Origin of the sequence: Pseudoneobacillus rhizosphaerae (genome assembly GCF_917563885.1) — a bacterium.
Taxonomy (GTDB): domain Bacteria; phylum Bacillota; class Bacilli; order Bacillales; family Cytobacillaceae; genus Pseudoneobacillus; species Pseudoneobacillus rhizosphaerae.
Map to the genome: position 1 here is coordinate 51,958 of NZ_CAKJTG010000014.1, position 20,025 is coordinate 71,982.

Sequence of the window (20,025 nt, forward strand, 5' to 3'; positions counted from 1 at the left end):
TTAGCCCCCGCGTGTCAAAATTGAAATAGGTTCGTGATGTACAGTGACTTGTAGTGGAGTTAAACCAATATGTTCACCATCTGAATGGACATAGATAGGCTCTGTGGAGTAAATAGATATTTTCTGGGCTAAAAAGGTGTTTACTTCTTTAAACATCAAATGCTTACCCCAAAACACGCTTAAAAATACTAATAATAGCTTAAGTCTTGATAATTGATGGACAATTGTTATATTAAGCTTTCCATCTTTTGTAGTAGCATGTGGAGAAATCTTCATACCTCCACCATAAAACGGTTGATTAGAAACGGTAACAAACCAAGTATCAGGAAAAGTATATTTTTTTCCATCTATTGTTAGCTCTATAGTTGTGCATTTATAGGAAAATAAATGTTTGAGTAAAATAATGACATAAACTAATTGTCCCAGGGAAAAGCGGTTCATTAAACCTTTCCATTTTGACTGGTTTGCTTCATATGAAATTAATGCGTCGAAGCCAGCACCTGTACTATTGATAAAAAAATGCTCTCGGTCGCCTTCTAAATCGATTTTACCCAAATCAAAAGTAGGTGAAACATTGTTCACTTCAGATAGTAAAAAGGCAAGGGCCATTTCTGGATTCCTAGGTATCCCATATCCTCTCGTAAAATCATTGCCAGAACCACCTGGTATTACTCCTATTCGAGCCTTTGAAGAATGGTTTCCGATTCCATTTATCACCTCGTTAATTGTTCCATCTCCACCAACAATGATGATAGTCACCTTGTTTTTATCATTGCTTTCCATAATTTGTTTTGCTATTATCTTTCCATGTCCGCTTCGTTCTGTAAAATATCTCTCATAATTGATTTCCTGTTGTGCTAACTGTTTTTCAACTGAAGACCAAATCAACTTTGCCTTTCCATTTCCTGCTTTAGGGTTCACAATAAAATATAGTTTTGTCATCTTTATGTTCTCTATTCCCCTCATCGTCTTTCTCTCTAGCTACTATGTATATATAATTTATTAAGATTGTAGTGAAAAGGTAATCAAATTTTCATATTTTGGTGTTTGTAAAAGATTGGTTTTGTATAAAACGACTTCAGTTGCTAAAAAAGTGAGTGGTTGTTGCTCAAATATATTTTTTACAACCAATTCGTTTTGATCGAACTCTTCCTCTCTAGACCACTTTCTTGCCAATGTAATGTGTGGATGAAAGGCACGTTTCTCTAACTGAAAGCCCGCTTTCGTGCAAGCATTGTATACTTGGTTTCGGAGCACTTGAAGCTCTTGGCTGTCATTTAGCCCAGTCCAGAAAATTCTTGGAGCACTCTTCATTCCGAAAGTACCGATTTGGGAAATAGTTAAAGGAATCGATTTTTCCGTTTTTATATATTGCGGAATCAGCTCCCTTACATCCTTAAGTTGACTCTCGTTGGCATAGCCTAAAAATGCAAGAGTAATATGATAGTCCTCTTTATGAACCCACCTTTTAAAATGGAAATCTTTTTGAAATTCTTCCGTTGCTTCAAATAGTGACCGATTAATTGGATCAGGTAACTTTACGGCTAAAAAGTAATGAGTGTTTTCTGACATAAGTTTCCCACCTTATTTATTTTTATAAATTCTTTTTAGTTTGCCTATTTTTCAAAGCTTAAATAAGATATTGTATTGCTCGTGATGCGTGGGACAAACATTATTTTTGAATAAAAGTTAGATAGGCTGTCTTTAAGACAGCCTACCCAACTTTTTAATATTATTCCTTCGCTAATTCATAAATAGCCTGTGCATAAATAGCGGTTGCTTTTAACAAGTCCTCAATAAATATATACTCATCCTTTTGATGGGCAATGTCCTCTCTTCCTGGAAATAGAGGTCCAAAAGCTACACCTGATTTGAGAGAGCGGGCATATGTGCCTCCTCCAATAGAAATTAGCTCCGCTTTTTCACCAGTTTGTTCTTCATACACCTTCTTCAAAGTTTGAATGAGGACATCATTTTCATCAACATGGTGTGGTTTGGAATCGGAGAAATTTTCTATTCTAAATCCTTTTTCATCTAGTACCTTTTCAAGCTTCTCCTTTGTCTTCGTCATGTCATTTGTAACTGGATAACGAAGATTTGCACCAATCCTCCCTCCTTCTTCAAGATTATAGGAAAGTTTTCCGATATTAATGGTTAAATCTCCTGTAATATCATCCCGGTAATTGACTCCTAAACGAATTCCTCTTGAATCATTAAATAGATATTCAGATACAAATTCAAAATAAGATTTGGATTCCTCGTCTAGTTCTTGTTTTGCTAAGAAGGCTGCTAAATGGAGTCCAGCATTCTTACCATTATTCGGCTCCATTCCATGTGCGGAAACCCCTTCTACTTCTAAAAAGAACACGCCATTTTCGACGTAGTACTTCCCTTTTAGCTGGTTTTCATTTAAATAACTATCAAAATTTTGAACTATTTTCGTTTGTTCCTCTTTAAGTAGTAGCGATGATTTTGCAAAATCAGGAACCATATTGTACCTTCTGCCAGATTGGAAGTTCAAAACTTGAACTGGCGATTTTACTCGTGTATTACTTTCAATTTTCATGACTATATCAAAATCAGAAATTCCTTTTTCCGCAAAGATAATTGGAAAATCTGCATCCGGCGCAAATCCCATTGTGGGCATTTCTTCATGTTCAAAATAATGTTCAACACATCGCCAATTACTTTCCTCATCTGTACCGATAATCATGCGCACACGTTTTGAAAGTGGCAAGTCAAGCTCCTTAACGATTTTCATTGCATAGTAGGCAGCCATTGTCGGACCTTTGTCATCTAACGCACCGCGGGCATAAATTTTACCGTCGCGAATATCTGCTCCAAATGGGTCGCTAGTCCACCCATCACCCTCTGGTACAACATCAACATGACATAGAATCCCTACTAAATCATCACCTTGTCCGAATTCTAAATGACCAGCAAGATTTCCGACATTCTTACTAGCAAAGCCATCTTTTTCCCCAATTCGAAGCATAAATTGTAATGCTTCCTTTACTCCTTCACCAAGCGGAGCATCCTCTGTCGCATTTTCCTCATCTAAAAGACTTTTAATATGTAAGAGCTGCTGAGTATCTTTAATAAGCTCCTCTTTACGTTTTTCGACTTCATCCATCCAATTTATCATCGTGTGAAATCCTCCAATATTTTATATCATATTAATCATTTTCCCATTTTTATATAGATTAGTGCAAGCGCTCTGATTTTTGACTTCTAATTACTAAGGTGGTTTAAACATAATTGTTGATATTGGAACATTTTTATTGATTATTTTTCTAAAAATTCACACAAATCATCATATCCCCCTTGTCCACTGCCATATGTATAACTACAAGACTGATGAAGGGAGGAGAAAAATAGTTTATTAATGTTAAAAAATTATTAAATTTCGATGGTTTAGTGGAAATGTTCTGACAATGTGGGTACAATAGTAGATAAGGTATAACTTCTTATTAAGTAAAACTGGTAAAGGGGTTGTCTGGAAAAAAGAAAACTACATATTTGTTGAAAATCCGGTCGAAGGAATTTGCCAATGGTTTTAATAAAGGATAGGGAGTGTTTTTTTGAAGCCTTCAACTAACCGAATGTTAAACCGCATCAAATCCATCTACATGTTTATCAATAATAAAGGGCTTGTAACCACACAGGAGCTTGTAGAGGAATTTGCTATTACTCCTCGCACCATTCAACGAGATTTAAACGTCTTGGCCTACAATGATTTAGTTGAAAGCCCAAGTCGAGGTATGTGGACAACAACTGAGAAAAAGGTAAAAATATCGTCTTAATAAAAAAAAGGAATCGCCTTGATGGCGATTTCTTTTTTATGGTTGATAATTCATTAATTCCTCAAGCTCTTCAACCGTCAACTCACGATATTCCCCGAGTTCCAATGTTTCATCCAGTTTTAATGATCCCATAGAAATCCGTTTTAAATAGACTACACGTTTCCCGACTGCTTGGAACATTCTTTTAACTTGATGAAATTTACCTTCTGTTATCGTTAGTTCAATATCCGACATGATTCCAGATTTTAATATCACTAATTCTCCCGGCTTCGTTTCATAGCCATCATCTAAAGTAACACCTTTACGAAAGGCATGGATATCCTCTTCCGTTACTTCTCCTTCAATGACGGCAAAATATGTTTTCGGAACATGCTTTTTGGGTGAGAGTAAACGGTGTGAAAGCTGTCCATCATTGGTGATTAACAGCAGGCCCTCTGTGTCCTTATCTAATCGCCCAACTGGAAAGGGTTCATAAACTTGATCCTCCATTTCTAACAAGTCAATCACAGTCTCATCCCGATTATCCTCGGTTGCAGATATGACCCCTCCAGGCTTATTCATCATTAAATAGATGAATTCCTTATAAACTACTTCTTGCCCGTTAATGGTCACAACATCTTCGTTTGGATCAATATGCTCCTTTGCATCCTTCACCAATTTTCCATTTATTTTAACAGCACCTTTTTTTAAAAGACCTTTTACTTCTTTTCGACTTCCATAGCCAAGATTGGCTAGCATTTTATCAATTCTCATTGTTATCCTCCAAATAGGTTTTCTTGTTTTTAGGCAAAGGCCCATACATATTTATTACTACAACATAGACTGTTATCGTTAGTCAGCTAATTCATTATATAAAGAGGAGCGAATGCAATGTATTACCACCCACATAATCAAGGTTATTTTATCCCTAATCAGGAATTACCAACGCAACAAGACCCACGTCAATTTCCTGGTGGAGGATACCACGGCGGAGGAGGATTCCCTGGTGGCGGAGGCGGTCAAACAGATCGACGCTTAGATCGTTTAGAAAGAGAGGTCCAACGCTTAGATCAACGTTTGGACCAATTAGAAAGACGAGTTGCCAGAATTGAAAGACGTCTTAATATTAGAGATGAGTATTAAACAATCTACTAATTGAAACAATGGGTGACTCGCTATTAGAGTCACCCATTTTAAATACGTAATCTCAATTTCTCTTTAACCCGATTCGCTTTGTCCCCGAATAAAAAGTAAACTAGGTTCGACTTGAATCCAAGATATGCATAAATAACAGCACCAACTAGGGCACAAACACCGATGATGATAATGGCTTGGAATTTAGATTCTGGTGATAGGAATAATGTTAACAGCCAATAAGAAATTGACGCTGCAAGAATCATTGCTATGGAGAAGATAATAATTAGTAAACTTCTTCTCCAGACAAACCGAAATGGATAACCAGCAAACTTGCGAATCACATATAAATTAATTAATATGGCTGTTAAATATCCAAGGGCAGTTGCCACAATAGCCCCTTGGGTTTCCATCAATTTAATTAAAGGAATATTTAAACTCAACTTGATTAGAAGTCCAACAAGCAAGCTTAATATCGTAAACTTCTGTTCATTAATTCCTTGTAAAATAGCAGCTGTAACTGAAAATAAAGCAAATAGAATCGCTACCGGTGCATACGTTCTTAAAACTTCTGTTCCAAGAGGTACATGCTCATAAAAGACCGTATAAAACGGTTCCGCTAATAGCGATAACCCTAAAACCGCCGGTAATGTTAAAAACAATAATACTTGAAAGGTTTGATTTAGTTGATGGTTTAAATTTTTTACGTTATTTTCTACAAATGAAGCTGTTACACTTGGAACAAGAGTTAACGAGAATGCTGTTGCAAGTGAAACTGGGATAATTACTAGCTTATGTGATTGAAAATTCAAAATGGAAAAGGCATCCGTTGCTATTTCTTCCATTCCGATTGATTTCATTGCCATTTCAAAGGTAAATTGATCGATTAATTGAAATAACGGATTCGCTATTCCTACAAACACAAATGGAGCGGCATAAATTAGAATTTCCTTATACATATCCTTCAAGGAAATCTGTACAGTTCCTTTGTCATATTGGAGTAATTCATCAAGATGAGGTTTTCTTTTATACCAGTACCAGATAAGTACCGCTAGCCCACCTATAGCTCCAATGAATGCTGCAAAGGTCGCTATACTTACTGCTGAAACTAAACTTCCCTTCATTACTTTTAAAACAATAAAGGCCCCCACTAATAAAAAAGCAATCCGTGCAATTTGTTCGATAACTTGTGAAACTGCGGATGGCCCCATGGATTGATGGCCTTGAAAGAATCCCCTAATCATACTCATAAACGGAACAACAATTAATGCGAAACTGACGGCACGTGTTACGGCTGTAACATCATTTACACTTACCCCTGAATCTACCTCACCTGCTAAACTCATTTTAGCAATCATAGGAGCGGATAAATATAAGACAAGGAATGCCACGATCCCACTCATCATCATGATGAGCAAGCCCGATTTAAATAATCTTCGCCCCACAGCGTATTCCTCTAAAGCATTGTATTTAGAAATAAACTTAGATACCGCAAGTGGGACCCCCGCTGTAGCAATACTAATAAAAATGGTATAAGGTACATAGCTGTATTGATAAAGTGCTGTCCCCTTTGCCCCAACTATATCGTAAAACGGGATAACGTAAAATAATCCAAGTACCTTGGATATGAGAGTCCCTAAAGATAAAATAAACGTTCCTCTTAAAAGCTTTGATGACATATAATCCCTTCTTACTTAAAGGCTACTTTTTAACACTATTAGTAGTTTACCTTTTCTTTATGTCTTGTGCTACTTTTTTCCGTGTTCTTTTATTGTTTGTCATAAATCGTTATAATAACTAGAGGCTCTTTTCGTAAACTTGGTTGCTATCACTTCATAAATTAACAAACCATATAAAGGTATAGCTCATAATAACTTGAATAATAGGAGAAAAGATGCCCCGAAGCCTAAATTAATACGGGTTTAGACTTCGTTCAAAAAACAATAATCTTTTCGTAAATAACCTTTCTAAATAAGAATGGATAAAGTTGGTGAAGAAATGGATTTTGATGTAATTGTCATTGGTGGCGGCCCATCGGGATTGATGGCAGCGATTGCTGCTGGTGAAAAAGGTTCAAAGGTTCTATTAATTGATAAAGGTGATAAGCTAGGTCGGAAGCTTGCGATTTCTGGTGGTGGTCGTTGTAACGTCACAAATCGTCTACCTATTGAGGAAATTATTAAACACATCCCAGGTAATGGCCGATTTTTATATAGCGCATTTTCGTTATTTAGTAATGAAGATATTATCCGTTTTTTTGAGGGTCTTGGTATTCAATTAAAAGAAGAAGATCATGGTCGAATGTTTCCAGTGACGGATAAAGCACAATCGGTTGTGGATGCGTTATTATCTAGGCTTTCTGAGTTGAAAGTTCAAATTAAAACGAACACGCCAGTAGCTACAATTGATTATGAAAATGGTCGTGTTCAATCGGTTCTCTTAAGAAATGGGGAACGTTTTTTTGCCAATTCCGTTGTTCTTGCAGTCGGTGGAAAATCAGTTCCTCATACGGGGTCAACTGGAGATGGTTATGCTTGGGCTAAAAAAGCAGGGCATACGATAACGGATTTATTTCCAACAGAGGTACCTGTAACCTCTAATGAGTCATTTATTAAAGAAAAAACATTGCAAGGGCTTTCCCTGCAAAGTGTGGCACTAAGTGTATTAAATCCAAAAGGTAAACCACTAATTACCCATCGGATGGATATGATTTTTACTCATTTCGGTGTCAGTGGTCCGGCTGTACTTCGCTGTAGTCAATTTGTTGTGAAAGCAATGAAGAAGTGGGATTTAAAAGAAGTTACCATGAGCCTCGATGTATTTCCTGATTGGTCAGAGGAAGCTATTTTCCAAGAGATACATAGGTTATTAAAGGAAGATGCCAAAAAAGCAATAAAAAATAGCTTGAAGGGCTTTTTACCTGAACGCTACTTAACGTTTTTGTTCGATATAAATGGAATTGATTCTACCGTTCAGGGAGCAAGTCTTTCTCATGAAAAAATCCGTTCATTGGCTAAAAGCTGTAAGGGCTTCACCTTTCAAGTAAATGGAACATTGCCAATAGAAAAAGCTTTCGTAACTGGCGGTGGAGTATCAGTTAAAGAAATTGATCCGAAAACATTGGGGTCCAAATTGATGGAAGGTTTGTACTTCTGCGGTGAAATACTTGATATTCACGGATATACAGGTGGCTATAATATTACCTCTGCTCTTGTCACTGGTCGATTGGCAGGGATGAATGCAGCAAAATAATAAAAAGGGCTTCTAAAGCCCTTTTTATTTACGATAGATAACCATTGCCGAAAAACAATAGATTTGTTCATCCTCTTCTTCTTGAATCGCTGCGACATTATACTTTATATCAACTAGTTTCGTTTCATCGATTTTTTTCAGAAAAAGATTCATATCCTTTTCTAAATCTTTTTCATGCTCATGGTCAAAAACTTTGACTTGGATCAAAGCGCCTCTTCCTCTCACCTTTTTGTACCTAGTATGACCATTTTCAGAATTATTTATAATAGAAGATTCATATTATTTGAAAATTAATTTACGCATAAAAAGGGATAAGCCTATAGTTCCTAGCTTACCCGCTTTTTGCAATCTTCTTTAAATGTTGTTCAATTAATTGATCTAATCGTTTTAACTGAAAGGCATATTCGAAAATGGATGACCCTATGACCACTAATCTTAGCTTCTGTCCTCTGTCCTCACGGTATAGATCAATAATATTTTCTAAAAATACTCCACATTCACTAATGATATTTTCGGTGAGTACATCTTCATTTTTAAGCTTTTGGTCATATTTTAGGAGGATGAGTTCATGGTATTTGATAAGCGCCTCTAGCTGTTTATCGAACAGCTCGTTCTCTAAATCATCCTTTGCGCTTTGAAAATAATGTTCTTCAATCACATGCAATACCTCTGAGCCGTGCTGTGTTGTTTTTAGCATTTGCTTAAATACAACGAGTTCTCGGATGTCCTGAGGGTTTAATTTATACATATTCTCCCGTTCTTCATCTAAAATCTTAAAGATTTCTTCTAGCTTCTTAATGTCTTCTTTTAACTTTTCTGCCTCCTCTTGGAAGGATTTCTCCTTCATCTCATTTGATATGGCTGTTCGCATAAGAAGGGACAAATTTTGAAAAACGTTATGAATCCTCTCTCGATATATATGCTTGTATTTTGGAGGTAAAATGAACAGATTCACTAGAAAGGCTGATGCCATCCCCACTAAAATGATTCCAAACCGATTGGCTGTAAAAAGGAAATCTTCCTGTTCAGGAGCTCCCATAATCGCTAGTACTGTAACTAAAGTCAAAGAAATCGCGTTTTCCATTTTCATTCTCATACAGATCATGATGACAATAATCATTACTAGCCCAATTATTAATGGGTCTCTCCCAATAAAATGGATTGTGAATAGAGCAATAGCTGCCCCAAGTGTATTGGTTTTCAATTGATCAAGAACCTGTTTCCATGAGCGATAAATGGAGGGCTGTATCGTAAATATCGCTGCCACCCCTGCAAATACTGCAGGCTCTAATTCAAAGATGGTACAAATAAATAGAGCGAGTGCAACGGCTATTCCCGTTTTTAATATTCGTGGACCTAAAGTCAAGGCAGATTGCCTCCTTAATTAATAATTGCATTATTAGTTTACTTGATTTTGTCGAGGATTTCATTGAGAAAATGAAAAAACCGATCCAGTTTAGAATCGGTTTGGATAGTTTTTTCCTTAATTTATACAAAGTATATCTTTAGAACTGCTTTTCCCCAGTCCATTCCAACATTCCGCCAATCATGTTGCGAACTTTAAACCCTTTGTCCTGTAAGTAATAGCACACATTATGACTACGTCCACCTGAGCGGCAAATAAAGATGTATTCTGTATCCTTATCAAATTGGTGGAGATTTTCTGGAATTGTGCCCATACGAATATGCTTCGCACCTGGAATCATCCCCTGCGCTACTTCTTCATCTTCTCTAACGTCAATAAGCTCTAGCTTTTCACCCGCTTCAAGCTTCTTATTCAATTCTTCCGGTGTAATGATTTCAATATCTTCCATTTCGGACACTTCCTTTTCTAAAAAAAGGGTCTGAACTCATTGAGCCAGCCCTTTACCTTTTTATTAGTTTGCCACAATGTTAACCAATTTTCCAGGAACAGCGATCACTTTACGAACGGTTTTCCCTTCAATTTGATCCTTTATTTCTTCCATAGCAATTTGTTCTAATGCTTCTTTAGTTGCGTCGTTAGCAACCATTAATTTGGCTTTTACCTTGCCGTTTACTTGTACTACAATTTCAACTTCATCATCGACAAGTTTTGCTTCATTAAAGGCTGGCCAAGCTTCATAGGAAACGGTTCCTTCATGGCCTAACTTTTCCCAAAGCTCTTCAGCTAGATGGGGAGCAATTGGTGAAATTAACTTCACAAAGCCTTCCATATATTCTTTAGGCAGAACAGTTGCTTTGTATGACTCATTAATGAAGACCATTAATTGCGAAATCGCAGTATTGAAACGAATTCCCTCGTAATCCTCAGTTACTTTTTTCACTGTTTGATGGTAGACTTTTTCTAAATTTGAAGCTTCTTCACCATCTTGAATTTTGGGATTTAATTGTCCATTTTCCTCTACAAATAAACGCCAAATACGATCTAAGAATCGTCTTGATCCGTCTAATCCAGTAGTTGACCAAGCAATGGAAGCCTCAAGTGGTCCCATAAACATTTCGTAAAGACGAAGTGTATCTGCTCCATGGCTCTCTACGATATCATCAGGATTTACAACATTCCCTTTTGATTTACTCATTTTTTCATTACCTTCACCTAGGATCATCCCTTGGTTGAAAAGCTTTTGGAATGGCTCTTTTGTAGAGACAATCCCGATATCATATAAAACTTTATGCCAGAAACGAGCATATAGTAAGTGAAGAACCGCATGCTCTGCTCCACCGATATAAATATCAACTGGAAGCCATTCTTTTAATTTTTCAGGATCCGCAATCACTTCGGTATTTTGCGGGTCAATATACCGGATATAATACCAAGAACTACCTGCCCACTGTGGCATAGTATTCGTTTCACGGCGACCCTTTTTACCTGTAACTGGATCCACGACATTTAACCAATCTGAAATATTTGCTAATGGTGATTCACCAGTTCCAGATGGCTTAATTTCTTTTGTTATTGGTAGTACTAAAGGTAGCTCCTCATCAGGAACAGCAGTCATTGTGCCATCTTCCCAATGGATAATTGGAATTGGCTCACCCCAGTAACGTTGACGACTAAATAACCAATCACGAAGACGGTACGTAATCTTTTTCGTGCCAATCTCTTTTTCCTCTAACCATGAAATCATTTGAGAAATGGCATCTTCTTTATTTAAACCATTTAAGAATTCAGAATTAATATGTTCTCCATCACCTGTGTAGGCTTCTTTTTCAATATCCCCACCAGCAACAACGGCTTTAATAGCTAATTCAAATTTCTTAGCAAACTCGTAATCGCGCTCATCATGTGCTGGAACAGCCATAATTGCGCCTGTACCGTAGCTCATTAATACATAATCGGCAATCCAGATTGGCATTTTTTCACCGTTAGTAGGATTTATCGCATAAGCTCCTGTGAAAACACCTGTCTTATCTTTTGCTAAGTCAGTTCTTTCAAGGTCACTTTTGGTTTTAATCTGATCAAGGTAGGCTGCAACAGCCTCTTGTTGAGCTTCTGTAGTAATTTTTTTAACAAACGGATGTTCAGGAGCTAGCACTGCATAAGTGGCCCCAAATAAAGTATCAGGACGAGTTGTGAATACTGTAAAGCTTTCATCATGACTTTCGATATTAAAAGTTACTTCCGCCCCTTCAGAACGTCCAATCCAATTACGTTGCATGTCTTTCAAACTTTCTGGCCAATCCAAATCTTCAAGGTCTTCAATTAGACGCTCTGCATAGGCTGTAATTTTTAACATCCATTGCTTCATTGGACGACGCTCAACGGGGTGGCCACCGCGTTCACTTTTACCATCGATTACTTCTTCGTTCGCTAATACTGTACCTAAAGCAGGACACCAGTTTACAGCTACTTCATCAATGTAAGCTAAACCCTTTTTATAAAGCTGAAGGAATATCCATTGTGTCCACTTATAATAGCCTGGATCCGTTGTATTGATTTCTCGATCCCAATCATAGGAGAAACCTAAAGCTTTAATTTGACGCTTAAATGTTGCAATATTTAACGCAGTAAATTCTGCTGGGTCATTACCTGTATCAATGGCGTATTGCTCTGCAGGAAGTCCAAAAGCGTCCCATCCTATTGGATGTAGGACATTATAACCTTGCATTCTTTTCATTCGAGAAAGGATATCAGTTGCAGTATATCCCTCAGGGTGACCTACGTGTAAGCCTGCACCAGATGGGTACGGAAACATATCTAATGCGTAGAATTTACGCTTGCCCTTATCTTCACTTGTTTTAAATGTTTTATTTTCTTCCCAATACTGTTGCCATTTCTTTTCAACTTGTTGATGATCGAAACTCATATTTGTTCCTCCTACTCTTTCTTTGCTACTTAATTTTTCCCAAATAAAAAACCTCTCATCCCTATAAAAAGGGACGAGAGGATATATGTATCTTCCCGCGGTACCACCCACATTAGTGCAAACGCACTCGCTTCATTCATCCTTAACGCGGCAAACGGCAAGTATTACTTTGATTTCACACTTGCAACTCAGAAGGTGAGTTCATGATGTGCTTGATTGACTTGCACCTACCGTCAACTCTCTAAAACAAGCTAGAAGCACCACTACTATTCCTCATCAATGTTATTATGATTATTTTTACCATATTGTAGACGATTTTCATTGTTAATGCAAGGAACTTTGTTGTTAAAAAGTTTAATATCCAGTATATTCACGAATCTCCTAATGGATACCGTTTATGATAAAAAATATCTTTATTATATTCTGCTAATATAGTGTACGAATTCAGTGTCCTCTGTCTTCATTTCCCTTAAGAAGCCATTATTTTCTAACACCTTTTGAGAACCTATATTGTTATGGGTCGTTTTGGCATATATTGTACGAATATTCATTTTTTCTGCTTCTTCTAACATAAGTTTTAAGGCTTTTGTTGCTAATCCCATCTTTAAAAAAGGTTCACCTATTCGATAACCAATTTCCCCTGCCTTGTTGTTCCAGTCTAAATCTACTAAATTTATTCGTCCAATAATTTTTGAAGATTCGTCCTTAATTAAATAAAAGAGCGATTTTCTATCTGATTGCTCACAAAGTAGTTCCTCCATGATTTCAAGAAACTGCTCAAATAGATAATAGTTGTCCCCTCGACTTGGTACCATCGTTTCAAAAAATGCTCTATTTTCAGTTTCAAACTGAAATAATGGCTCAGCATCTTTGTTTTGCAATATTTCAAGTTTAATTTTCATTGTTAATATCTCCCTAATATAATAATCCTCCAAATATTATTATATTTATATTTTAGCTTTTTAAAAAGATAGTTTCTTTAGGAAAAAAATAAAAACAGACCCATTTTTTTGAGTCTGTTTATCGTATCGTCTATTATGCCTTACGTACGTTTGTTGCTTGAGGGCCACGTTGGCCATTTTCGATGTCGAAAGTCACTTCTTGACCTTCATCAAGTGATTTGAACCCTTCGCCTTGAATGGCTGAGAAATGAACGAATACGTCCTCTCCACCATCGCGCTCGATGAATCCAAAACCTTTTTCTGCGTTAAACCATTTTACTTTACCTTGTTCCATTTTTTGTTGCCTCCTAGCATGTTTATAAACAAAATTGCAATATTAACTTGCTTGATTATTATGTCCGTAGAAAAGTTGTTTCATACAACATTTGTAAGCAATAAAAAAATTTATCAAATGTACTATGAAATGCTTGTTGAAAACTCTTTTGTTGTTTTTATCTTTCGATCATATATGATGGTTGTAAAGATTGTTATGACTAATAATGCAGTTAGGACGGTAAATAGCATAGACATTCCGTATATATCAACAAGTAAACCACCAAGCACAGGTCCAATCATTCTCCCACCTGTTGCGGTACTATTAACAATGCCTTGATAAAAGCCTTCCCTACCAGGAGGAGCTAATTGATCTGCTATCGTTGGGACAGCTGGCCAGATGAGCATTTCTCCTATTGTTAAGATGGTCATGGACGCGATAAACCAGATGAACTTTTCAGCACTTGCTGCAACGGCAAATGATAGGATGAAAATGATTGTACCAATAATGATTTGGGTCTTTATCGATTTGACTCCTTTGATTAATTGGTTCATGATTGGCTGTCCTAAAACAATAATTGCCCCATTAATGGTCCAGAGAATACTATATTGTTCAATCGAAATGTTAATTTCCTGCGTATAAGCAGCAATCGTTGTCTGCCATTGTACATAGGCAACCCAACATAATAAGTACCCCACACAAAGAATAAGTAATGCAATAAGTCTAGATTGATTTTTTGCTGATTGAGCTCCTTTTATAACGCTTGTGGTTTTTCTAATTATTGGAGTAATCCCTTTGTAACCAAATAAGGCGATTAAGAAGAAGACTAAATATAATAGCGTATTTCCAAGAAAAATCAACTCAAAGGAATAAGAGGCAACATAACCACCGAGAGCAGCGCCAGCCGCAACACCTGCATTTTGTGCAACATATATTGCGTTAAATGCTTTGCGACCGCCTTCTTTCCAAACTGATCCAGCCATGGCGTACATCGATGGAAAAACGATTCCTGACCCGAAGCCACTGATAGTAAGGAAAATCACATATTGTGGCCAACCATGCCAGATGGTCAGGCCAACTAGTGAAAGCAAAGTAATAACGATTCCTAACAAGATTGACCTATAACCGCCAATCTTATCAAATAAGCTTCCACCAAATAAATTTCCGATGACACTTGCACCGGAATTTAACATTAAAACAAAACCAGCAACAGTTAATGACTTACCTAAATGGTCATGAATATAAATGGCATTTAATGGCCATAAAAACGAATTTCCGGTAACATTCACTGCCATCCCAATGATTAAAAGCCATAAGGCACGAGGCATGAAAAACGCTCCTTTTAATAATACTATTTAAAACTCAATCTAAATTTTATTCCTTTTCGCAATATGGCGCAATTTAATTGTTTATTTAGTTTTTTGATTGACGATTTGTTATTTTTTTGCCAAAATAGGAAAAACACTGTGCAAGTCGCAATTGCACAGTGTTTTCTAAAGGTTTCTTTATTTTTTTGGAGGAGGCTGTTGGGCTGGGAAGTAGCTGTTTATCGCATGCTCTTTCTTTTTGAAGTTGTCTTTTTCTTCATAAACAGCCTTCTTCGCTTTTTCTATCTCACCCTTTAATTCATCAAGGTTAATGCCTTTTTTCACTAGTTCTTCTGTTGCTAAACGGATAGCCGCGTTTGACTCTTCAACAGATGTCTTTAAGGAACTCATTGCACCTTGTGGATTGTGGAATCCTGCAGCGCTTTCAGCCGCTACGAAGTCCCAGAACCATTGGCCCTTGCGAACATGTTCTTGCGCCTTTTTAATTTTCACTTCGCTAATCTTCGATACAATCATCTTATTTACGTAATAGTGAGCTTCAATCGAAATATCCTCTGCTTTGTGTAAAGCTTCCATATGAGTATCTTGAATATCAATTACGCGTTCTTTTAGTTTGTCAAGTTCACGGTCTCTATGACATTGTCCACAAGAAGTGTCCATTGATTTAAGTGGTGATTTCCACCAGTGAGAGCTGATTTTTTTCTTATCGTCGGATCTTTCATATGGCATATGGCAATCTGCACAACTAACACCCGCTTTTCCATGCGGACCTTCCATATGTGTTTCAAAATCTGGATGCTGCGCTTTAATTATTGGTGTTCCTGAAACATTATGAACAAAGTCTTTTTCAAATCCTTTTTCTTTAGCAGTCTTTTCATAGTATTCATAAATTTCTTCCGGTTTGAAGCCATTATTCCATGGGAATGTTACTTCACTGTTTGAAGCAGCAAAATGGTATTCAACATGACATTGGGCGCAAACATAGCTACGCATTTCATTTCTTGTTGGATTAGACATATCAACGCCTTTAGCTTCCATTGCTTTTGTAAAGCTAGGTCTTGTAATGCGTAAATCCATTGTTTCAGGGTCATGGCAATCTGAGCAACCGATTGGAGAATGCCCCATGCTTTCCGCTTTTGGCCAAATATCTGTATTGAAGTTTCCACCCCAATATCCATCTCCCATTTCAGCTATCATCTGCGGAACTGCAGTCGATTTACAAGTTAAACATGAACCAATAGATTTATCGTTAATTCGTTTTACTGATCTTATATCCTCATTTGCATAGATATGACCACGATCTTCATTGTACTCTGTTGCAAATCCGTATCCATTAAACAGGATGGGTAAGTACGGCTCCTTATCTGCATCATACTTACTACGTTTTACTGAACCACTATATTTAGTGTCTTCTGTATCCTGTTTGTTTTTTTGGTAGCTATTGTATTGAAGCGGAAATAAATCCTTAAACGCTTCATTGCTAATTTCATCTTTTGAGAGGCCGGTCGTCTTTGTTGCATCGGCTGTTGCGGCCTTATCTCCTGTACTACAACCAGAGATAATCAACACTAACGCCAGCATCAACAAGTAGGCACTCATTTTTAGCCTGGTCATTTTAATATCCTCCTTTATTTTCTAGTAGATCTCCTGTAACAGGTGGCTTTTTATAATTTTCATCTTTGAAGCCTTTCCCGTGTGGCACTTGGCGATGGCAGGATGAACAACTATCCTTCGCTTCATGGGAGACATTTTCGAGTGTCTTTTCATGACAAGATATACAGTTGCCATTGATCACTTCTTTAGAATTTTCTGTGGCATGGAAGACATTTGGTATTTTAGAAGAACCAAGCGTATTATAGTATACATGTCCCATTCCAGCTTTCCCTTTGAACACTAACTTTTTCGCCACACTCTCATGTGGTAAGTGACAGTCATTACAGGATAGTTTTGTATGTGTAGAATCCACGAATGACTCGTAAACAGGTGTCATAATATGACAATTTTTACAAAATCCCGCTGAATCTGTGTATGCCATCGTTTTAGCGGTTAAAACCGATAAAACAATCCCAGCAAACAAAGCTCCAAAAATAAGTATTTTTTTATCGATTCGCATAAGTTTTTTCAGCATGATTTCACCTCCTCATTTAATTGACTTTAACCATTTATCATTAAAGCAATTAGCTCTAATTTCGTGGGGCTAAATAATTAATTCATTTTTCTAACTTGCTGTTCATAGGCTTCTTTTGAAATCTCACCTTGAATGAGCTTGTTTCTTAGTATCAGATTTTCATCCTGCTGGGTTGGTTGGACCTTTCCTTTTTTTATTGGCTTTTTAGGAATCCTATTTTTAAAAAAAACGATTATGATGAAAGCTGAAAGCAAACAGAAAACACTTACACCACCAATAACCATGTACAGCTCAGTCGATTCTACTTTTTTCGGCTCTGCTGATTTTTCTGCTTTATTTGGATCAATTTGATTCATTAATTCTACCGTTGTATTTGACAATGACCGCTTATATGAAAGTTGATATGATTGTTCTTCTCCTGCTTTCATACCTGGGATTTGATACATGAACATGTTCATACCGTAAGGATTTTCCTGATGGGTTTCAGGGGCGGGTTTGATTACTGTACTTTCTGTTTTTAATGGCTCTAGAAATGTGATGTTAACTAAACCAATATTAGCGAAGCTCTTAAACGTATAGTCAAAACTTTTCGTATTAGAGTGCTCCTGGATTTCATTGCTATAAAATTCAATCACAAATTTATAAAAATCACCTGGTAGGATGTCGTTTGTTGTTTTCCAAGAAATTATTCCTTTATCTTGATCTAACTCATATTCGATTTCATACATTTCTGAAAGATCACTCGAATAATCCGCAACAAATCCAATCTGAATATCTTTTAAGCCTGTTGGGATTGGAATTTTCATCATCCCTTGTTGTGCTTCATTAGATGTGTTTAGAAAGGTACCTTGATAACCAATAAGTAATGGTGGGTGATTTTTCTTTGTATCCTTTGGATGATAGGAGTACTCCGGCATAACCTGAATCGAAAGTTCTTCAAATTTTAAGGGAGATTCTGAATTTGCAGTAAAAGAATCTAGAGGTATCACGAACCATAATATTATTGAAATGATTAAAATCCTTTTCATTACTTTTCTCCCCTAGTAAGTTTTTTTGTTTGTGAATTTTTTGTGAACACCTTCACAAATTAGATGTAAAAAAAATGATGCTAATTGACGCACCAAATTTCTATACTTTATTTAAACCATTTTTTTAGGAGGGCATTCTGTGACTGAAATCACAATAAAAAATTACTTCTTTACTACTTTGTGAACGAATTGGAAAACAAAAAGAATGGGTAGTGTAAAGCACCACCCATTCTTCCTGCTATTAATGTCTTGTTTTTCCTACTTGATTTTGTTCCTGGTGCATTTTAGATTTTACTGGCTGTCCGCCAGATTGTTCATAGGCTAGTTTTGCTTTTTTTACTGGATCGAAATCTGTTCCAAGCTCAAGGTCTTGGTTGTTTTGACCGTCACGTGTCTTTTGTTCGGGATTATTTTTCTTTGATCGTTTTTTCAAAGTGTTTTCCTCCCTATTAATGTCTTAGTAAAATCATATTATTTTGCGCTTGTTGTAGCTGAAGACGCATGCGGTGCAGTTGCTCTCTTTGCTGCGAATTTGCACTGTTTGCCATAACAGCTAAATCATTAAATGCTTCTTCTAAACTTTGAAGGGCAGTTGTATATTGGTCATCATTATAATGCTCTTGATGACTAGCCTCAAGATACTGCTCCTGTGCACTTCGAATGACATCTTCACATTTTTGCATTAAATCATCAACAGATTGACGGGTTGCCATGGATAACCCTCCCTTATAATATCAATTGATTGTAAGGTCTCATTGAAGCAAAATGCCTCATATCTATTTTGTTCATCTCTGTCTTTCCTATCACTTATCTTTAAAGTAAGTTGTTTCCAGTGTGATAAAATGCAATTGGACAAGCAGCTGTTTCATGCTAAAATATGATATTACTCTAAGTTAGGAGGGCACTGATTTGAATCAGACGCACCCTTTTTCATACGCATCAGATAATAAAAGGTACCATACTTGGAATTATCATTTACGCAATACTTTTGGACATAAGGTTTTTAAAGTTGCCTTAGATGGGGGATTTGACTGCCCCAATCGTGATGGTACAGTTGCCCATGGAGGCTGTACATTCTGTAGTGTTTCTGGCTCTGGTGATTTTGCTGGGAATCGTATCGATGATTTAGATAGTCAATTTAGTGAAATTAAAGAGAAAATGCATTATAAATGGAAAGACGGTAAATACATGGCCTATTTCCAAGCATTTACGAATACGCATGCACCTGTTGAAGTGTTGCGTGAAAAATTCGAGGCCGTCTTAAAACAAGAAGGTGTTGTTGGTCTCTCTATTGCCACAAGACCTGACTGCCTTCCAGATGATGTTATTGAGTATTTAGCTGAATTAAACGAAAGAACATATTTATGGGTAGAATTAGGCTTACAAACCGTGCATGAACGAACGGCATTATTAATTAACCGCGCTCATGATTTTCAATGCTATGTGGACGGTGTCAATAAATTAAGGCAGCATGGTATTCGAATTTGTTCCCATATTATTAACGGTCTCCCGCTTGAAACACCTGAAATGATGATAAAAACAGCTGAAGAAGTGGCTAAGCTAGATGTTCAAGGAATTAAAATTCATTTATTGCATTTATTAAAAGGCACTCCAATGGTTAAACAATATGAAAAGGGTTTACTTGAATTTTTAAGCTTTGACAACTACGTTAGCTTAGTTTGTGACCAATTAGAAATTTTACCACCTGAAATGATTGTTCATCGTATTACAGGTGATGGACCGATTGATTTAATGATTGGGCCAATGTGGAGTGTTAATAAGTGGGAAGTTTTAAATGCAATTGATGCTGAGCTAAAGCGTAGAGATAGCTGGCAAGGTAAATATTTTCAAAATAAGGTGAAGGTATAA

Annotated in this window: 21 protein-coding genes and 1 other annotated feature; of the genes, 4 read left to right on the forward strand and 17 right to left on the reverse strand. The window is 36.7% G+C overall.

The window, feature by feature from the left end:
• The 3 genes from LRP83_RS13295 to pepV all read right to left on the reverse strand — a co-directional run bounded on the left by LRP83_RS13295 (window position 1) and on the right by pepV (window position 3,145).
• Entirely contained in the window at window positions 1-942 is a 942-nt protein-coding gene (locus LRP83_RS13295) for a diacylglycerol/lipid kinase family protein (RefSeq protein ID WP_230497187.1), read from the reverse strand.
• 60 nt (window positions 943-1,002) lie between these two features.
• A complete protein-coding gene (gene thpR, locus LRP83_RS13300; RefSeq protein ID WP_230497188.1) occupies window positions 1,003-1,572 on the reverse strand; it encodes an RNA 2',3'-cyclic phosphodiesterase in 570 nt (189 codons plus the stop codon).
• Between the two features lie 160 nt (window positions 1,573-1,732).
• A complete protein-coding gene (pepV, locus tag LRP83_RS13305) occupies window positions 1,733-3,145 on the reverse strand; it encodes a dipeptidase PepV (protein ID WP_230497189.1) in 1,413 nt (470 codons plus the stop codon).
• A 436-nt stretch (window positions 3,146-3,581) separates the two neighbouring features.
• On the opposite strand from pepV, the gene LRP83_RS13310 reads away from it, so the two are divergent.
• Complete coding sequence (locus tag LRP83_RS13310; protein ID WP_230497190.1) at window positions 3,582-3,803, forward strand: DeoR family transcriptional regulator; 222 nt, start codon at window positions 3,582-3,584, stop codon at window positions 3,801-3,803.
• A gap of 36 nt (window positions 3,804-3,839) precedes the next feature.
• Here the strand turns inward: LRP83_RS13310 and LRP83_RS13315 are convergent, their stop codons facing one another.
• Window positions 3,840-4,556 (reverse strand): pseudouridine synthase, encoded by a 717-nt coding sequence (locus LRP83_RS13315; protein WP_230497191.1) that lies wholly within the window; start codon window positions 4,554-4,556, stop codon window positions 3,840-3,842.
• 117 nt (window positions 4,557-4,673) lie between these two features.
• Between LRP83_RS13315 and LRP83_RS13320 the strand changes: the two genes are divergently transcribed.
• A complete protein-coding gene (locus LRP83_RS13320) occupies window positions 4,674-4,925 on the forward strand; it encodes a hypothetical protein (RefSeq protein ID WP_230497192.1) in 252 nt (83 codons plus the stop codon).
• A 50-nt stretch (window positions 4,926-4,975) separates the two neighbouring features.
• Here the strand turns inward: LRP83_RS13320 and LRP83_RS13325 are convergent, their stop codons facing one another.
• Window positions 4,976-6,595, reverse strand: a complete 1,620-nt coding sequence (locus LRP83_RS13325; protein ID WP_230497193.1) for a putative polysaccharide biosynthesis protein — start codon at window positions 6,593-6,595, stop codon at window positions 4,976-4,978.
• Between the two features lie 319 nt (window positions 6,596-6,914).
• On the opposite strand from LRP83_RS13325, the gene LRP83_RS13330 reads away from it, so the two are divergent.
• Window positions 6,915-8,168, forward strand: coding sequence for a BaiN/RdsA family NAD(P)/FAD-dependent oxidoreductase (locus LRP83_RS13330; RefSeq protein WP_230497239.1), 1,254 nt, complete (start codon window positions 6,915-6,917; stop codon window positions 8,166-8,168).
• A gap of 24 nt (window positions 8,169-8,192) precedes the next feature.
• On the opposite strand, the gene LRP83_RS13335 is transcribed toward LRP83_RS13330, so the two are convergent.
• The 12 genes from LRP83_RS13335 to LRP83_RS13390 form a co-directional block, all read right to left on the reverse strand.
• Window positions 8,193-8,375: a sporulation protein Cse60 gene (locus LRP83_RS13335; RefSeq protein WP_230497194.1), complete on the reverse strand. Its 183-nt coding sequence runs from the start codon at window positions 8,373-8,375 to the stop codon at window positions 8,193-8,195.
• 124 nt (window positions 8,376-8,499) lie between these two features.
• On the reverse strand, window positions 8,500-9,534 hold the full coding sequence (locus LRP83_RS13340; protein WP_230497195.1) for an FUSC family protein: 1,035 nt from the start codon (window positions 9,532-9,534) through the stop codon (window positions 8,500-8,502).
• A gap of 139 nt (window positions 9,535-9,673) precedes the next feature.
• Window positions 9,674-9,982: a rhodanese-like domain-containing protein gene (locus LRP83_RS13345; protein ID WP_230497196.1), complete on the reverse strand. Its 309-nt coding sequence runs from the start codon at window positions 9,980-9,982 to the stop codon at window positions 9,674-9,676.
• A gap of 63 nt (window positions 9,983-10,045) precedes the next feature.
• Window positions 10,046-12,457, reverse strand: coding sequence for a leucine--tRNA ligase (leuS, locus tag LRP83_RS13350; protein ID WP_230497197.1), 2,412 nt, complete (start codon window positions 12,455-12,457; stop codon window positions 10,046-10,048).
• A gap of 66 nt (window positions 12,458-12,523) precedes the next feature.
• Window positions 12,524-12,746: a binding site (T-box leader), on the reverse strand.
• Between the two features lie 127 nt (window positions 12,747-12,873).
• Window positions 12,874-13,359, reverse strand: a complete 486-nt coding sequence (locus tag LRP83_RS13355; RefSeq protein ID WP_230497198.1) for a GNAT family N-acetyltransferase — start codon at window positions 13,357-13,359, stop codon at window positions 12,874-12,876.
• Window positions 13,360-13,492: 133 nt separating this feature from the next.
• The gene (locus LRP83_RS13360) at window positions 13,493-13,693 is read right to left on the reverse strand and encodes a cold-shock protein (protein ID WP_230497199.1); all 201 of its coding nucleotides are present in this window, start codon (window positions 13,691-13,693) and stop codon (window positions 13,493-13,495) included.
• A gap of 122 nt (window positions 13,694-13,815) precedes the next feature.
• Window positions 13,816-15,000: an MDR family MFS transporter gene (locus LRP83_RS13365; RefSeq protein WP_230497200.1), complete on the reverse strand. Its 1,185-nt coding sequence runs from the start codon at window positions 14,998-15,000 to the stop codon at window positions 13,816-13,818.
• A gap of 177 nt (window positions 15,001-15,177) precedes the next feature.
• Entirely contained in the window at window positions 15,178-16,614 is a 1,437-nt protein-coding gene (locus tag LRP83_RS13370) for an ammonia-forming cytochrome c nitrite reductase subunit c552 (protein WP_230497201.1), read from the reverse strand.
• A 1-nt stretch (window position 16,615) separates the two neighbouring features.
• Window positions 16,616-17,128: a NapC/NirT family cytochrome c gene (locus tag LRP83_RS13375; protein ID WP_230497202.1), complete on the reverse strand. Its 513-nt coding sequence runs from the start codon at window positions 17,126-17,128 to the stop codon at window positions 16,616-16,618.
• A gap of 77 nt (window positions 17,129-17,205) precedes the next feature.
• On the reverse strand, window positions 17,206-18,156 hold the full coding sequence (locus LRP83_RS13380; protein ID WP_230497203.1) for a hypothetical protein: 951 nt from the start codon (window positions 18,154-18,156) through the stop codon (window positions 17,206-17,208).
• Between the two features lie 241 nt (window positions 18,157-18,397).
• Complete coding sequence (locus tag LRP83_RS13385) at window positions 18,398-18,589, reverse strand: glycogen biosynthesis protein GlgD (RefSeq protein WP_230497204.1); 192 nt, start codon at window positions 18,587-18,589, stop codon at window positions 18,398-18,400.
• A gap of 16 nt (window positions 18,590-18,605) precedes the next feature.
• A complete protein-coding gene (locus LRP83_RS13390) occupies window positions 18,606-18,869 on the reverse strand; it encodes a YtzC family protein (protein WP_230497205.1) in 264 nt (87 codons plus the stop codon).
• Between the two features lie 196 nt (window positions 18,870-19,065).
• Here LRP83_RS13390 and mnmL point away from each other — a divergent pair, with 196 nt between their 5' ends.
• The gene (gene mnmL / locus LRP83_RS13395) at window positions 19,066-20,025 is read left to right on the forward strand and encodes a tRNA modification radical SAM protein MnmL/YtqA (RefSeq protein ID WP_230497206.1); all 960 of its coding nucleotides are present in this window, start codon (window positions 19,066-19,068) and stop codon (window positions 20,023-20,025) included.

Excerpts from the sequence above, each read along its gene's own strand:
- LRP83_RS13380 (WP_230497203.1), bottom strand. The coding sequence starts at position 18,156 with ATGAAAAGGATTTTAATCATTTCAATAATATTATGGTTCGTGATACCT.
- LRP83_RS13390 (WP_230497205.1), bottom strand. The coding sequence starts at position 18,869 with ATGGCAACCCGTCAATCTGTTGATGATTTAATGCAAAAATGTGAAGAT.
- LRP83_RS13325 (WP_230497193.1), bottom strand. The coding sequence starts at position 6,595 with ATGTCATCAAAGCTTTTAAGAGGAACGTTTATTTTATCTTTAGGGACT.
- thpR (WP_230497188.1), bottom strand. The coding sequence starts at position 1,572 with ATGTCAGAAAACACTCATTACTTTTTAGCCGTAAAGTTACCTGATCCA.
- pepV (WP_230497189.1), bottom strand. The coding sequence starts at position 3,145 with ATGATAAATTGGATGGATGAAGTCGAAAAACGTAAAGAGGAGCTTATT.
- LRP83_RS13345 (WP_230497196.1), bottom strand. The coding sequence starts at position 9,982 with ATGGAAGATATTGAAATCATTACACCGGAAGAATTGAATAAGAAGCTT.
- LRP83_RS13370 (WP_230497201.1), bottom strand. The coding sequence starts at position 16,614 with ATGACCAGGCTAAAAATGAGTGCCTACTTGTTGATGCTGGCGTTAGTG.
- LRP83_RS13295 (WP_230497187.1), bottom strand. The coding sequence starts at position 942 with ATGACAAAACTATATTTTATTGTGAACCCTAAAGCAGGAAATGGAAAG.
- LRP83_RS13375 (WP_230497202.1), bottom strand. The coding sequence starts at position 17,128 with ATGCTGAAAAAACTTATGCGAATCGATAAAAAAATACTTATTTTTGGA.
- LRP83_RS13355 (WP_230497198.1), bottom strand. The coding sequence starts at position 13,359 with ATGAAAATTAAACTTGAAATATTGCAAAACAAAGATGCTGAGCCATTA.
- LRP83_RS13320 (WP_230497192.1), top strand. The coding sequence starts at position 4,674 with ATGTATTACCACCCACATAATCAAGGTTATTTTATCCCTAATCAGGAA.
- leuS (WP_230497197.1), bottom strand. The coding sequence starts at position 12,457 with ATGAGTTTCGATCATCAACAAGTTGAAAAGAAATGGCAACAGTATTGG.
- LRP83_RS13360 (WP_230497199.1), bottom strand. The coding sequence starts at position 13,693 with ATGGAACAAGGTAAAGTAAAATGGTTTAACGCAGAAAAAGGTTTTGGA.
- LRP83_RS13365 (WP_230497200.1), bottom strand. The coding sequence starts at position 15,000 with ATGCCTCGTGCCTTATGGCTTTTAATCATTGGGATGGCAGTGAATGTT.
- LRP83_RS13330 (WP_230497239.1), top strand. The coding sequence starts at position 6,915 with ATGGATTTTGATGTAATTGTCATTGGTGGCGGCCCATCGGGATTGATG.
- LRP83_RS13315 (WP_230497191.1), bottom strand. The coding sequence starts at position 4,556 with ATGAGAATTGATAAAATGCTAGCCAATCTTGGCTATGGAAGTCGAAAA.